The sequence below is a fragment of the Pseudoalteromonas sp. SR41-7 genome, from assembly GCF_014163935.1.
In the GTDB taxonomy this organism is placed as follows: Bacteria; Pseudomonadota; Gammaproteobacteria; order Enterobacterales; family Alteromonadaceae; genus Pseudoalteromonas; species Pseudoalteromonas distincta.
In genome coordinates, this window is sequence record NZ_JACJEF010000003.1 from 42,129 (window position 1) to 55,697 (window position 13,569).

The window sequence follows — 13,569 nt, forward strand, 5'->3', positions numbered from 1 at the left end:
TATGCGTGGCACTTGAACTAAATTTTGTACGTTTCGACGTTAGCTTTTCTTTAGTGTAAAAAACAAACTGGAGTTTCATGGTAATTGCAATAAAACGTCAAGTAAGTTCGTCTAATACAAAATATTATTACTTTTTATTACTGTGCGTGCACCGTACTTTTTTTATGAGGCGAAGACCACTTTACAGGTAAGTCTTACGAACACCGCAGAGCCTAGGTTGAAGATAAATCAATTAAAAAAGGAAGAATCTTGATTTCTTACATTACAGTTTTGCGTGGCTACTCATGGCTCTGTGCCAAAGTTCGGCTCAGTGCCAGTGTAGGTCGGATAAGCGAAGCGCCATCCGAAACAGTAAAATACCTTATCAATTATTATCAATATTTTATGGTGTCGAGTGGCTGGAGAGTGCCATGAGCGATCATTGAAGATTTTTATTTTATGAAGTCATGATTTGATCCCATTATTGTTGCTGCAAAAAGAACCGCAATTGGTGGTTTTGGACAAAGTTTATCAAGCCTGTCAGCTATTGAAATAGGTAGTCAGTTACTTAAAACCGTTCTTGATGAAACACCGCAAGTAAAGCCATACATTGAGGAGGTGATTTTAGGGCAGGTGCTAACAGCAGGTTGTGGCCAAAACACAGCAAGGCAGACAGCACTTAATGCTGGACTACCTATTAATAAGTCTGCTTTTACTATTAATCACGTATGTGGCTCAGGACTAAAAGCGGTGCAAGTGGGCAAGAAAGTATGTCTCAGGCGGCGCACGTATTACCCAATAATAGAGTATCTAAAAAATTAGGTGACTTATCTTTGGTTGATAGCCTAATGAAAGATGGTTTGTGGAACAGTCGCGAAAATATTCATATGGGAATTACAGCTGAAAATATAGCTGAAAAATTTGCTGTAACTAGAGAGGAGCAAGATGAATTTGCTGTTCGCTCACAGCAAAAAGCGGCACATGCGATTAGCTGTGGTTCATTCAAAGAAGAAATTTCTCCTATTGGCATAAAAAACGAGGCGGCGATATTCAGTATTGTGATACTGATGAATCGGTGAAAGCCGACACGCAACTTAGCAATCTGAGTAAGTTGAGATCTGCATTTAAAAAAGACGGTTCAGTTACTGCTGGAAATAGTTCAACTATTAACGATGGCGCAGCTATGGTGGTGGTTACTACAGACGAGTATGCAAAAAAGTTAAACTTACCTATTTTAGCTGTGATTGAAGCTACCGCTTGCGAAGGTGTTGAGCCGCTTTACATGGGCACTGGCCCAATAGCGGCCATGCAGGCTGTGTGTAAAAAAGCGGGCTGGCAAGTGTGCATGATATAGATTTAATTGAAGCCAATGAGGCATTTTCAGATCAAGCTTTGCATGTAAATACTGCGTTGGGGTTGGATAGTAATAAAGTAAATGTTAACGGGGGGCGGTTGCACTTGGTCATCCAATTGGAGCTTCAGGTTGTCGTATTTTAGTTTCGTTAATATATCAAATGAAGCATGCGAACAAAGCAAAAGGGCTTACAACACTTTGTATTGACGGGGGCATGGGTATTGCCATGCTCATATCACACGACTGTAAGTAGTTTTGTTTTGCTAACGTGTTATAAATTTAAGTGACTATAGCCGAGTACTTCTTGGATATAGTCCGTATAATATTAAATTCTTAATTAAAAAGCGTTAAGCTTTTCCCCGAAGTGCAGAAATACAGCTTGCCAAAACCACACAACCCAACGAAATATTAAATGCCAGCGAGATTGTACTCATTAATGCAGTGCTATTTTGCGCCGAAAAAGTTTTGTCGCCTAAATAATAATGGACAATTAGATTGACTAAACTCATTCCAAATAAATTACCAATTGTGCGTGATAAATTCATGGAAGAAGAGGCTACGCCTAACTCATTCTTATCTACAGCGCCCATAATTGCATTATTGTTAGGCGTTGAGAATAAGCCAAAGCCAACACCTAACAATAACAGTGAGCCACTTATGTATGTGATACTTGAGTCCATAGATAACAGTGATAGTAAAAAAAAGCTGACCATAACAATTATACAGCCAAATGTAGCTATTATGCGTGGCTGTATTTTATCTGAAAGTTTACCTGACAATGGTGCCATAATGGCCATAGAAACCGCTTGCAGTAACACGATTTGGCCAGCATGAGAAGGACTTAACCCTTTAATATATTGCAGATATAAGCTTAACAAAAAAGCCAATGAAAAATTACTGGCGTACATTAGAAACGATGTAGATAGTGATAAGCTAAATACTCTGCTTTCTAAAAACATTTGTACTCTGATTAATGGTCGCCTACTTTTACTTTGGTGAATAATAAATAATCCTAAGCTTATTACCGAAAGTAATGTTAAACCCCAGCCAGTCATAGTGGGTAAATCACTGAGCCCTAATACTAAACATATTGCAAAGAGTGAGAAAAGCCCAGTACCCCACCAGTCAAACGAAGATTTTTTATCGTTTTTCCACTCACCATGTAAAAAAAGTTTAATAGAAAGCAGTAGCAGAAGTACAAGCGGAATTTGAGAGTAAAATACAGCTCGCCATCCCCATATTTCTGTCAGCCAACCGCCTACTGCAGGGGCCGCACTTAAGCCTATATAAACACATGCTGCAGAGGTGCCTAGTGCCATACCTCTTTTATTATTTGGTGTAATAGAGGTAATAATAGCTACACCAATACCAAAAATCATTGCTCCTGCAGCGCCTTGTACAAAACGCCAAAAAAGCACCCATTCAATTGATGATGCACTAGCACACATCAGTGATGCTAGTGCATTTAAGCTTAAGCCAAATGCATAGACTCGCTTGCGACCATAATTATCGGCTATTTTCCCGCAAGGCAGCATAAATATCACGCTACTAAGTAAGTAAAGGGTCGGCATCCAACCAATCATTTTAGCGCTTGCTTGTAAATCTTGAGCAAGATTTGGAATGGCAATGTTGACACCGGCCATACCAAGAGGTCCGATAATAGATCCGCTGCATACAATTATAAGCGCGATGGTAGTAATAGGGAGTTTAAACAAATATGGTCCTTAACGCGTAGACTATAAAAATAATAAAAAGTGGTGCTTGAAAGCATGGGTTGCGAGTGCGTTTATTATTGCTAATAGCAAAGGAGGTAGCAAGTTTGGTCTACTAAGCATCAACGTAACTTTAAAGCAGCGTATTTCTTGGTCCAATATGATGAGGTATTACTTTGTAGACCATTGAAAAAGTAATACCGTAGATTAGTTAATATAAATAAACATGCCTTTAAGCTTCACATAACCGCTTAATTGTACTAGCTCAGACTTGATCCGACAGTCGCATCTGTGCCAATTGCGGACGGTCAGGAGAATAATGCCTGAAGCCAATATTTAATCCTTCAGGCTACTTGTTATGCGCTTTCTTCACTAGGCTCCAACTTTAGTAAAATATGCTTTTTAGACTCAACTACAAATGGTTGAAAATTATCATCAATTTTCAGTTTTATAACAGGTACAGCTGTATGTTCAACCAAGGCTAGTTTAATACTCTGGTAGTTTTCTTTAACAGTAGCTTGAAGGTTCCTAACTTTAAATAGTAAATGATCTGATTCAATAACGGCCAAAGTCGGATGCTTGCTCGATGAGAACCCAAAACCTATAGGCATATATTCTGTTCCATCATGTACGACTACATTAGTATTTCCAGCATTTTTACGCAAAGCCCTTCTTTGCTCTGTGGATAAAACTGGTGCCGTTGAGTTAGTCTTGTAAATAAAAGGCTTAATCACGTGAGGCCAGTCATTATGAATTGTTTGAATTAAGTCAGTGTTAGTCCACGTTACAACGGAGCCATCGGTTTTCTCATGTTTCAATATATCAAGTAAGTATGCATTACCCTCACTTAAATAGATAAATAACAATTCTTCACTTCGCTCTTCACGGAAGTGTAAATGATAAATTCCCCACTCAGATTTTAGTAAGTCTGCATTTTTTACTTGATTTAATTTCCTTACTTTATTACTTAAAAAGCGATTGACGTCCATACCATTTTCGAGTTTATTAATGATCTCATTTATTTCACTCCGTCCCTCTAGCTTACTTGAAGTATGAACATTCCATTTAATAACAGGGATTCTTCTTGAGTACACAGTAAAACAATGAAGTAATAGGTTATGTAAGTCGTAATCTTTAATTTTACTTTTTATTTCTTCACTTCGCTTATCTTGTAAGCGTAACTGTTCAAATGTTGGAACGGCAAGGTCGGCATCTTTGAGTAGCCTTTGAAGCTCATCTACTAGATCAGTAAAAAAGTCTAAAGTCATAGCTCGAATCCTTATCGGTAACGCATAACGAGACTGTAGAATAGCTCCAACAGTCAAATTTATTTAAAAAACGAGCTCCTGTAATTAACTCTAAGCCCTTTTAAAGCATTAGATAATGCATTTGGACCCCATAGAACCGGCTATTTTTCTTAAAAAATAGTAATTCTACAGCCTCAGTGCACTATTAATGTGTTAGCAACGCTTGGCTATACTTGAGCAAAGCGAAAATGCCAAGCGTTGAGAGTTACTCTTAAATGCTTTTTAGGTGAATCAGGCACTAGCCATATTACTTTTCAAAAAATCAACAAATATATCGTTAGCTTCCTCGAAAGTTTGCTCTTTATTCTGAGGCTGAAACGCTAATGTTACTTGGTTTTCTGTTTTTTTATACACATACACATTTTCGAGTTCTTTAGCGTTGAAATTCAGATGCTTAACAGGACTAATATATTCAATTGAGAATTTACATGCCTCTTCTAAAATGTTGACAGCAGCAAGCGAATGCTGAATAAGTGATTTAGATTTAAACAGGTAACTATCACCATGGTTATCTGGCTTTCTGTAAGTTATATACTTTCGATAGTCGTCTCTATCCCTAAAGATGAAACTGTACATTTCGTTGATTATGGCATAATATTTTTTTATTACATCAATATCTAATGGTATGTTTATATCAGTCGGGTAGTGCTTAAGAACTTCAGACGTCACACTATCTAGATCAGAAAGTAACGCCATAACTTTTGGTGAAAGATTGTATTCACCGTCAGAGGCGTTAGGGTAAAGGTTGTTATGGGCGAATCTCAAATCAACGCTTTTTTCTACTCGGACTTCCAAATATTTAGTAAATTCTTCTATATGTTTATAGTAATTTGAGAACACATTCTGAGAGTTAGTTACCCTAATTTGCTCTTTAGTTTGCTCAGATCGATGATTAGCCGCCAACAAAGCTACAATCGGTATTATTAAGGCTGCTATAGCTAATGGGAACTTAAATACTGAGATAAAGTAGTTGAATCCAGAGTATGAAAAGTCTGATTTAAGATCGGAGTTAACTACTATTACAGAAGTGCTTGAAATAGATATAGCCAATAAAATAGAAATCATTACCCAAACTATTTTAAGACTTAAAAAACTTTTATGGGGATCAAACCATTCAGACTTCATTATCCACCGCCTCCAGTGTACTTTCTTGATGAAACATTGTTTTAACCTAACGAGGCTGTAGAATAACTCCAGCAGCCAAAATCAATTAAAAAACGAGTTCCTGTAATTAACTCTAAGCGCTTTTAAAGCATTAGGTAATGCATTTGGAACCCATTAAACAGGCTGTTTTTCTTTGCAAAGAGTAATTCTACAGCCTCAACGCCAAGCTAATAGGCGAAAAATGCTTGGCTATAATTTGCGACGAAGGAGCCCAAGCCAAGCGTTATGAGTCCTTTTAAGCGCCTTATAGTTACTCCGTTCCATTAATTAATGTATTTACCTATCTCATTAATACATGGAATATGCTTCTGTTGGTCACGAATATTTGAGCGGAAACAATCTATGTTTGTAACAAGACTTTCGGACCAACAGGAGTTATTTGTTTCAATACGCATACTCAGGGATTGTCGTAATGTCGACTATCTATAAGACCTGCGAGAAACACTATTGATCACTACCTATCCTTTCACTTTACCTCTAGGAGGCCCAAAATGGAAGCCTTTAACGTTTCAGATTTTGCTGCCCTTATCGGGATCGATTGGGCTGACCGTAAACACGATATTTGTGAAATAAATCGTGACACAAATACACAACATTTAAGTGTGATTTCCTCTGAACCTAAGTCAATTAATGCATGGGCGCTTGAGTTAAAACAACGCTACAACGGCAGATCTGTTGCTGTCGCGTGTGAGCTAAAAAAAGGCCCACTTATATATGCACTCAGTAAATTTAAGCACATTGTATTATTTGTGATTAACCCATCAAGTGTTGCTAAATACCGTGCTGCATTTACGCACAGCGGGGCTAAAGATGATCCTACTGATGCAATTATTCAAGTTGAAATCTTACAACTTCACATGGATAAATTAACGGTTATTAGGCCGGATTCAGAGGACGTTAGGTGTCTTGCGCAGCTTGTCGAATATCGCCGTAAATTAGTACAAGATCGTGTTGATTTAACCAATAAAATAGCCACAACGCTAAAAAATTATTATCCCCACGTGATTGATTGGTTTAAAGAAAAAGACACTCAAATATTCTGTGACTTCTTACTGCGTTGGCCCTCTCTTGCTCGCGCTAAAAAAGCGAGAAAACAAACACTACTCGACTTCTTTAATCAACATAATTCCCGCTACCCACTCGTTAATGAAAAGCGGATAAAAGAAATAAAAGATGCTGAAATTCTCACCGAAGATATGGCGGTGATCACGCCAAACTTATTGCTTATTGAATGCCTCGTTCCGCAACTTAAACAGCTGATGTTGGCAATAACACGATTTGATGACGAAATTAAAACATTTTATAAGCAACATGCAGATCGCGCTATTTTTGATAGTTTACCAGGTGCAGGCCCACAATTAGCACCTCGACTATTAGCCGCTATGGGGTCAAATCGTGACCGCTATAAGTGCGCCGCTGACATACAAAAATACGCAGGCATTGCCCCTGTTACCGAACGCAGTGACAAAAAGGAATGGATACACTGGCGGTACTCATGCACTAAATTTTTAAGGCAAACATTTGTGGAATGGGCAGGATTATCTGTACGTTATTCATTTTGGGCTAAAGCATATTATCGGCAGCAAGAAGGCAAAGGAAAACCTCATAATACCATCATCAGATCATTGGCATTTAAGTGGATACGAATCCTATTTAGGTGCTGGAAAACACATACGCCCTACGATGAATCAACTTACTTAACTGCATTGAAAAGTAAGGGATCACCGCTGTTAAAATTTGCGGTGGAAAGTGAGCTTTAGCGCTTACTGTCCACCTCAGGGCGTGTTGTTAGGCATTTTTGCAATTATAAAATTTCAGGAGTTTCTTCGAAAATATTTTTCTCTGCTTTTAAAGCTATTGTTTCATATTGTTCCAACAACTCTGAAAGTTCCTCATTCGTTTTATCTCTACTTACAAGTTCTGTAATTAACCTATCCAATGCAGCATATGAATTATCTAAATCATCAATTTCATCTTGAGAAAAACAATTTTCATGTTGGGTATAAAAGCTCTTACTCCACTTCTGCTCTTTTTGGATTAAAAGTAGATCTGGTCTATGATCAAATTCAATTAAGCGATTACTAATATTTGAGTAATACCTGAGATTTCTGGCTGTCCTAACTCTAACTTTATCAAATTCACTATTTCTTCTGATCGCAAACTCAACAACTCTAGCTACAACCCATGCTCCCATAAGCTCAGTAGCTAAGCCTGACCAAATATCCATTACCTTCTCGGTTAAATTCATAGATTCGCTCAAGAAAACATAGCTTAGAATAAGGCCTAAACTAACAACGCCGACTAAATCAATTAATACGTGCCACTTTCTATAACTCTTTAACATTATTGATACTACCTAATTGTTGATTTATACAGCTTAAATGCCTAACAGCTTATTGAACACCGTTTTGGTGGTTTATAACACACCAAAACGGCGTATATTACATACTCTGATAATTTCACCAATAATTACCTTTGTAAACAAGTAATTAAAACAGCTAGGAATTAAGCATATTATTTTGCCCCAAAACGGCGTTTAATAATATTATCGGACAAAATTAGGATTCAACTCATCAAAACAGGAATAAATTTAACTTTTTCCAGTGACTGGTTTTCGCTCAAACCAGACCATTCTACATGGCTTTACCTGCCTAATAAACATAATTACTAATTGAAATATAATGGCAAACACACCCAGCAATAACAAATAAGTGCCAGATAGCGTGGCTAAATTGGGTGCTTTTAGCGCTGTAAAATAATGTACCTAAACTATAAAAAATACCGCCGGCAAGTAGCCAGTAAAGTGCTTTTACATCAACACTTGAATAAAGCGGATATACAATAGCCAGTGCAAACCAGCCCATGAGTAAGTAGGTGGCGAGTGATATTTTTTTATTACCGTTTTTTACAAATACTTTGTACGCCACGCCCACCAGTGCCACCGCCCAAATAAATGTAAGTGTGGCCCATGACCAAGCACCGGATAATGAGATTAATAAAAAGGGAGTGTAGGTGCCGGCAATTAATAAGTATATGGCGCAGTGATCGCACTTTTTATAAAAGGCTCTTAAGCGCGGTTGAATACTGGCGTGGTACAAAGTGGACGACAAAAACAGCACAAATAGGCTGCTGCCATAAATTGCAGTACTAACATACGCTTTAGTGCTGGTGGCTTGGCTAAATAAATCCCACATAACAAACGCGGCAAATATAATACCGAGTGCATGGCTGATTACGTTTAATTTCTCTTCTTTACGGGAATAAGGCGCTTCTAACGACATAACTGTTCCTACCACTATTGGAATTAATTTCAGTGTACAGCTGTACGCTGAAAGTTTCAATCTTAGCTGTGAGTAATTCTAAATAACTTTATTTGATACACTACTTTAGCTTTTACTTGATTTTAAAGAGAATTAATTCACTATGTTGGTGTCTAGTGTAATACATATTACGAGCTGAAATAACCATGAAACAAGATCTAAAAGCTGCTTTACTTACCGCCATTGTTTATCCTGGAGCGGGACATTTTTCTTTAAAAAAACACCTTATAGGCGCTATTTTTGCGGGTGTATTCTCTGTTCTTTTAATTTTAACCTTTCAAGATATATTCGCGATTGCACAGTGTACTGCAAATGAAATTGTAAACGGAAAAATCCCCATGTCGGCTACGGCCATTTTAAAAGCCGCGCAACAACCATCTAACGCCTGCGCTCAGCTCGCTGAATATAAGTACGTACCTTTAATGATTATAATTTGGGTGCTGAGCATAGCCGATGCATATCGTTTGGGCAGAAAAGCGCTGCCCACTAAAAAATAAGCCAGTTAATCAGAACTCGGTTTGGTTGGCTTATTAATTTTCTTCCCGCATATTTATCCCTGATATTTAGCTATTATTGATGGCGGTAATAATTATTATTACCGCTTATTCCATTTTTATACATATTTTTTGTAACCGAGATTTTCGCCTGCACCATGTAAACATCGTTTAAATTCCTGTATATACCCAGTAAAATCCTCAAACCTCGTTAAATCGCTCACTTGTTGATATTTAGTTAATTAAAATCCTTCTCCTTGTACCTTTTTATTAATTTAATGTTAATAAATAAATGGTACTTTCTGCTCGCCAAATTAACTTTGTTTAACTATTAAGTATTGATTTGGTGTCAATTTATTACGTCAAACGATGACGACTGATAATTTCAATTTAAGGAAATACGATGAATAACAGTTCAAATAATCACAAAAGAAAGGATTTTAAAGTGGCGAGCTTATCGTTAACTTTATTATTAGGATGCTCAACTATGGCCAATGCCGCTGTTGAAAATTTAACGGTGAGTGGGAATCAAATTCTTGCAGGTGGAGAAAACACAAGCTTTGCAGGACCTAGCCTATTTTGGAGTAACACCGGTTGGGGCGCTGAAAAGTTTTATACAGCACAAACAGTAGCAAAGGCAAAAACTGAATTTAATGCAACATTAATTCGTGCAGCTATTGGGCATGGTACGAGTACTGGTGGTAGTTTGAACTTTGATTGGCAGGGCAATATGAGCCGTCTTGATACTGTTGTAAACGCAGCTATTAGCGAAGATATGTACGTTATTATTGATTTTCATAGCCATGAAGCACATACCGATCAAGCAACTGCAGTTCGCTTTTTTGAAGACGTAGCTACTAAATATGGGCAGTACGACAATGTTATTTATGAAATTTATAATGAGCCGTTACAAATCTCGTGGGCTAACGATATTAAGCCTTACGCAGAAACAGTTATTGATAAAATTAGAGCAATCGACCCTGATAACTTAATTGTGGTTGGTACGCCTACGTGGTAGCAAGATGTGGATGTGGCATCACAAAATCCGATAGATCGCGCCAATATTGCTTACACTCTGCATTTTTATGCTGGCACGCATGGTCAATCGTATCGAAATAAAGCACAAACAGCACTCGATAACGGCATTGCACTATTTGCTACAGAGTGGGGAACAGTTAATGCTGATGGCAATGCTGGTGTTAATATTAATGAAACTGATGCATGGATGGCATTTTTTAAAACAAACAATATTAGCCACGCTAACTGGGCTTTAAACGATAAAAACGAAGGTGCTTCGTTATTTACCCCAGACGGTAGTTGGAATTCATTAACCGCTTCAGGCGCTAAAGTTAAAGAGATCATTCAAGGTTGGGGTGGTAGTACGGTTGCTTTAGACTCTGATGGCGATGGTATAAGTGACAGCCTTGATCAGTGCGATAATACTCCCGCAGGTACAACGGTTGATAGTATTGGTTGTGAAGTAACTGACAGCGATGGCGATGGTATTAGCGATAGTGTTGATCAATGCCCTAATACACCTGTAGGTGAAACTGTTAATAATGTAGGTTGCGTTGTTGAAGTAGTTGAACCACAAAGCGATGCGGATAACGATGGAGTGAATGATGATATTGATCAGTGCCCAGATACACCCGCTGGTACAAGTGTTGATACAAACGGATGCAGTGTTGTAAGTTCAACAGATTGTAATGGTATTAATACATATCCTAATTGGGTAAAAAAAGATTATTCGGCCGGTGCGTTTACTCACAATAACACAGACGATAAAATGCAATATCAAGGTAATGCATACAGCGCAAATTGGTATACAAACAGCATTCCCGGAAGTGATGCTTCGTGGACGCTTATCTATAGCTGTAGTTAAGCGCGTTAAATAAAATATGCGAAGAAGGTAAATAATACATTCACCTTCTTTTTAAAAGTATCAGCCTTTATAAACACTTTGGTGTTGATCAGTGATGTTGTAGCTTGGGGAGTTTATGTTATCTATATAGCGCCAATCGGTTGTGATTTGCTCTTTAGTAATAGTCAGTAACATATAACCACGGTGTGATAAGTCACAATAGTTTAAATCGTTTATTAACAATGAAAGCGAGTCAGCCATTTGCTTTGCTTGTGCTGTATTAAGCGCTAAATAATGCTCCATACCCGGGGATGTAACACCAGGCGTTGCAAATTCTACTCCTATGCTTTCGCCTTTTGCATTTTTTAATGTGCCATGCCACGCATTGTGCGTATCACCTGCAACCACGACTAACTTTTTATTTAATGCGGTAACGCTTTTGTATAATGCTTCGCGCTCGCTTGGGTAACCATCCCACGCATCTAAATTGTAAGGCATTAAAGTATTTACGCGTGCGAGTTGCTCGGGTGTTACCGCTTTATTAGCTAAAACGGCTTTTTTAATGGCAACAAGCTCTTTTAACACCTGCGGTATTTTAGTGCGATCGGATTGCGAGAATATTTCAGTAGGTAGCCACATTTTAGTCATCAATACTTGCTGGCCCAATACTTGCCATTTTGCATTTGATTTAGTTATTGCACTGGTGAGCCAGTTTAGTTGTGTGTTACCTAGTAACTGCCTACTTGGATTATTTAAATCACTGGCAAAGCGCGCAACATCCATTTGTTTGGTCTCTAGGTTTTTATAGTCGCTGTAAGCAAGTTGTTTATCGCGTGCTATTACGCGCGTATCTAGCATGTGCAAGCTTATTAAATTACCAAAATCGAAGGTGCGGTATATTTGCGGGCTTTGTTCGCCCATAGGCGGTCTAATTGGCAGCCATTCGTAATAGGCTTGAATAGCTGCTGCACGGCGCTTAAAAAAGTCACCTTCATCAGGGGTATGATTTTCAGCACCACTTTTATAGGTATCGTTGGTAACTTCGTGATCATCCCATATTGCAATAAAAGGCGCTGCAGCGTGAAGAGCTTGAAGGCCTTGGTCTGTTCTGTAAATAGCATAGCGCTTACGATAGTCGCTAAGGGTAATAATTTCACCACTGTTATCGGCTGCTAATTGGCGGCCAATTTTTTCAGCATTTTCGGTAGCGTATCCGCCCATTGGGTATTCGTAAATGTAATCTCCCAAATGCAGTACCACATCTAAATCTTTTTGTTTAGCGGCATCGGTGAAGGCATTAAAGTACCCAGCAGGATAGTTTGAGCACGACACAACAGCCATTTTTACTTGTTCAATGTTATTTATTGGTAGTGTTTTAGCACGGCCAATTGGGCTTTGTGTATTTAAACCCATAAACCGATAAAAGTACTCTGTGTTTGGAGCAAGTTCTTGCACATCTATTTTTATTGTAAAGTCTCTGCTTTTATCTGTTTGTTCGCGCCCGCTGCGGATGATGTTTTTAAATTGAGAGTCACTTGCCAGTTCCCAAGCAACAGTAACTTCAAAATTTGATTGAGAAGTAGTTGCACGTGTCCAAATTATTAAAGCATTACTGAGCGGATCGCCACTGGCTACACCGTGTTTAAATTCAATAGCCGATAGTGGTTTGTTTGTTAATGTTTGAGCACAACCTGTAATGGCACTCGATACTGCGACGGTAAATATGCTTGCTGCTGAGGTTTTTAAGAAATTTCGACGTGATGAAAGGGTCATACTGCACTTTTTGAATTATTTATAGTGGTGTGCACTTTAGCGGGTAGATATTACGTTTTTATAAACGCTAAATGTATTTAGTGTGACGGTATTAATACATTTAAACCCTTTTATTTATTAACTAAAAAGTAGTCAAAAAATTAAATTAAATGGTTAAATTAACAAGGTATGAATTTTTTAAATTAAAGCGATGTATATAAAATTGTTTAATTACAGTTGCTTACGATTTGTTTTTATGTTGGCACAACCCTTGAGTATGTAACTACGTCTAAACAATACACAAACAAGGAATACCATTATGAAACATTCAATTAAAATCGCTATGGCAAGTTTATTAGTATTAGGTTCTGCGCAAGTACATGCAACAGAAGTAGACCTAGATGTAACTGATATATTAACTCAAAGTGTAGCAAGCTACGTAAAGCAAACCACAATCGAGCTTGAAAAATCACTAAAGGAAACGCTTTATTTTGATGCTAAAACTGTTTTAGAGGGTTTATTAGATGAGCCCGTTTTAACACATAGCACAACGCTTAAAAATACTGACACTAGTATAAAAAACGTAAAATAAATTATTTAAAGGATTAAAACGATGAGCAGTGAAC

9 protein-coding genes and 3 pseudogenes are annotated in these 13,569 nt (G+C 37.8%); 6 read left to right on the forward strand and 6 right to left on the reverse strand.

Annotated features, from left to right (window positions below; all coding sequences use genetic code 11):
• The first annotated feature begins 516 nt into the window (after positions 1-516).
• Both H5092_RS04825 and H5092_RS20605 read left to right on the forward strand, forming a co-directional pair.
• Positions 517-1,333 (forward strand): annotated as a pseudogene (locus tag H5092_RS04825) (acetyl-CoA C-acyltransferase).
• Positions 1,321-1,586, forward strand: a pseudogene (locus tag H5092_RS20605) (hypothetical protein). The pseudogenes H5092_RS04825 and H5092_RS20605 overlap by 13 nt, the downstream one beginning before the upstream one ends.
• 94 nt (positions 1,587-1,680) lie before the next feature.
• On the opposite strand, the gene H5092_RS04830 reads toward H5092_RS20605, so the two are convergent.
• From H5092_RS04830 to H5092_RS04840, 3 genes are all read right to left on the reverse strand, one after another.
• A complete protein-coding gene (locus H5092_RS04830; RefSeq protein ID WP_275451727.1) occupies positions 1,681-3,033 on the reverse strand; it encodes an MFS transporter in 1,353 nt (450 codons plus the stop codon).
• 368 nt (positions 3,034-3,401) lie between these two features.
• On the reverse strand, positions 3,402-4,313 hold the full coding sequence (locus H5092_RS04835) for a hypothetical protein (protein ID WP_182732993.1): 912 nt from the start codon (positions 4,311-4,313) through the stop codon (positions 3,402-3,404).
• 270 nt (positions 4,314-4,583) lie between these two features.
• Positions 4,584-5,477 (reverse strand): hypothetical protein, encoded by an 894-nt coding sequence (locus H5092_RS04840; protein ID WP_182732994.1) that lies wholly within the window; start codon positions 5,475-5,477, stop codon positions 4,584-4,586.
• A 530-nt stretch (positions 5,478-6,007) separates the two neighbouring features.
• Here H5092_RS04840 and H5092_RS04845 point away from each other — a divergent pair.
• Positions 6,008-7,276 carry an IS110 family transposase gene (locus H5092_RS04845; protein WP_182732995.1) on the forward strand — a complete coding sequence of 423 codons (1,269 nt, stop codon included), beginning with the start codon at positions 6,008-6,010 and terminating at the stop codon, positions 7,274-7,276.
• Positions 7,277-7,320: 44 nt separating this feature from the next.
• On the opposite strand, the gene H5092_RS04850 is transcribed toward H5092_RS04845, so the two are convergent.
• Together H5092_RS04850 and H5092_RS04855 are read right to left on the reverse strand one after the other, a co-directional pair.
• Positions 7,321-7,743 (reverse strand): hypothetical protein, encoded by a 423-nt coding sequence (locus tag H5092_RS04850; RefSeq protein WP_182732996.1) that lies wholly within the window; start codon positions 7,741-7,743, stop codon positions 7,321-7,323.
• Positions 7,744-8,167: 424 nt separating this feature from the next.
• Positions 8,168-8,797: a hemolysin III family protein gene (locus H5092_RS04855; protein WP_182732997.1), complete on the reverse strand. Its 630-nt coding sequence runs from the start codon at positions 8,795-8,797 to the stop codon at positions 8,168-8,170.
• Positions 8,798-8,982: 185 nt separating this feature from the next.
• Here H5092_RS04855 and H5092_RS04860 point away from each other — a divergent pair, with 185 nt between their 5' ends.
• Both H5092_RS04860 and H5092_RS20805 read left to right on the forward strand, forming a co-directional pair.
• Entirely contained in the window at positions 8,983-9,333 is a 351-nt protein-coding gene (locus H5092_RS04860) for a hypothetical protein (protein ID WP_182732998.1), read from the forward strand.
• 400 nt (positions 9,334-9,733) lie between these two features.
• Positions 9,734-11,212, forward strand: a pseudogene (locus H5092_RS20805) (cellulase family glycosylhydrolase).
• Positions 11,213-11,272: 60 nt separating this feature from the next.
• Here H5092_RS20805 and H5092_RS04870 read toward each other — a convergent pair.
• A complete protein-coding gene (locus tag H5092_RS04870) occupies positions 11,273-12,964 on the reverse strand; it encodes an alkaline phosphatase (RefSeq protein ID WP_182732999.1) in 1,692 nt (563 codons plus the stop codon).
• 298 nt (positions 12,965-13,262) lie between these two features.
• Between H5092_RS04870 and H5092_RS04875 the strand changes: the two genes are divergently transcribed.
• Positions 13,263-13,535 (forward strand): hypothetical protein, encoded by a 273-nt coding sequence (locus H5092_RS04875; RefSeq protein ID WP_024596914.1) that lies wholly within the window; start codon positions 13,263-13,265, stop codon positions 13,533-13,535.
• The last annotated feature ends 34 nt before the right edge of the window (positions 13,536-13,569 follow it).

What these genes read in the sequence shown, in the direction of transcription:
- H5092_RS04835 (WP_182732993.1), bottom strand. Translation starts at nt 4,313, where the DNA reads ATGACTTTAGACTTTTTTACTGATCTAGTAGATGAGCTTCAAAGGCTA.
- H5092_RS04870 (WP_182732999.1), bottom strand. Translation starts at nt 12,964, where the DNA reads ATGACCCTTTCATCACGTCGAAATTTCTTAAAAACCTCAGCAGCAAGC.
- H5092_RS04855 (WP_182732997.1), bottom strand. Translation starts at nt 8,797, where the DNA reads ATGTCGTTAGAAGCGCCTTATTCCCGTAAAGAAGAGAAATTAAACGTA.
- H5092_RS04845 (WP_182732995.1), top strand. Translation starts at nt 6,008, where the DNA reads ATGGAAGCCTTTAACGTTTCAGATTTTGCTGCCCTTATCGGGATCGAT.
- H5092_RS04875 (WP_024596914.1), top strand. Translation starts at nt 13,263, where the DNA reads ATGAAACATTCAATTAAAATCGCTATGGCAAGTTTATTAGTATTAGGT.
- H5092_RS04850 (WP_182732996.1), bottom strand. Translation starts at nt 7,743, where the DNA reads ATGGATATTTGGTCAGGCTTAGCTACTGAGCTTATGGGAGCATGGGTT.
- H5092_RS04840 (WP_182732994.1), bottom strand. Translation starts at nt 5,477, where the DNA reads ATGAAGTCTGAATGGTTTGATCCCCATAAAAGTTTTTTAAGTCTTAAA.
- H5092_RS04860 (WP_182732998.1), top strand. Translation starts at nt 8,983, where the DNA reads ATGAAACAAGATCTAAAAGCTGCTTTACTTACCGCCATTGTTTATCCT.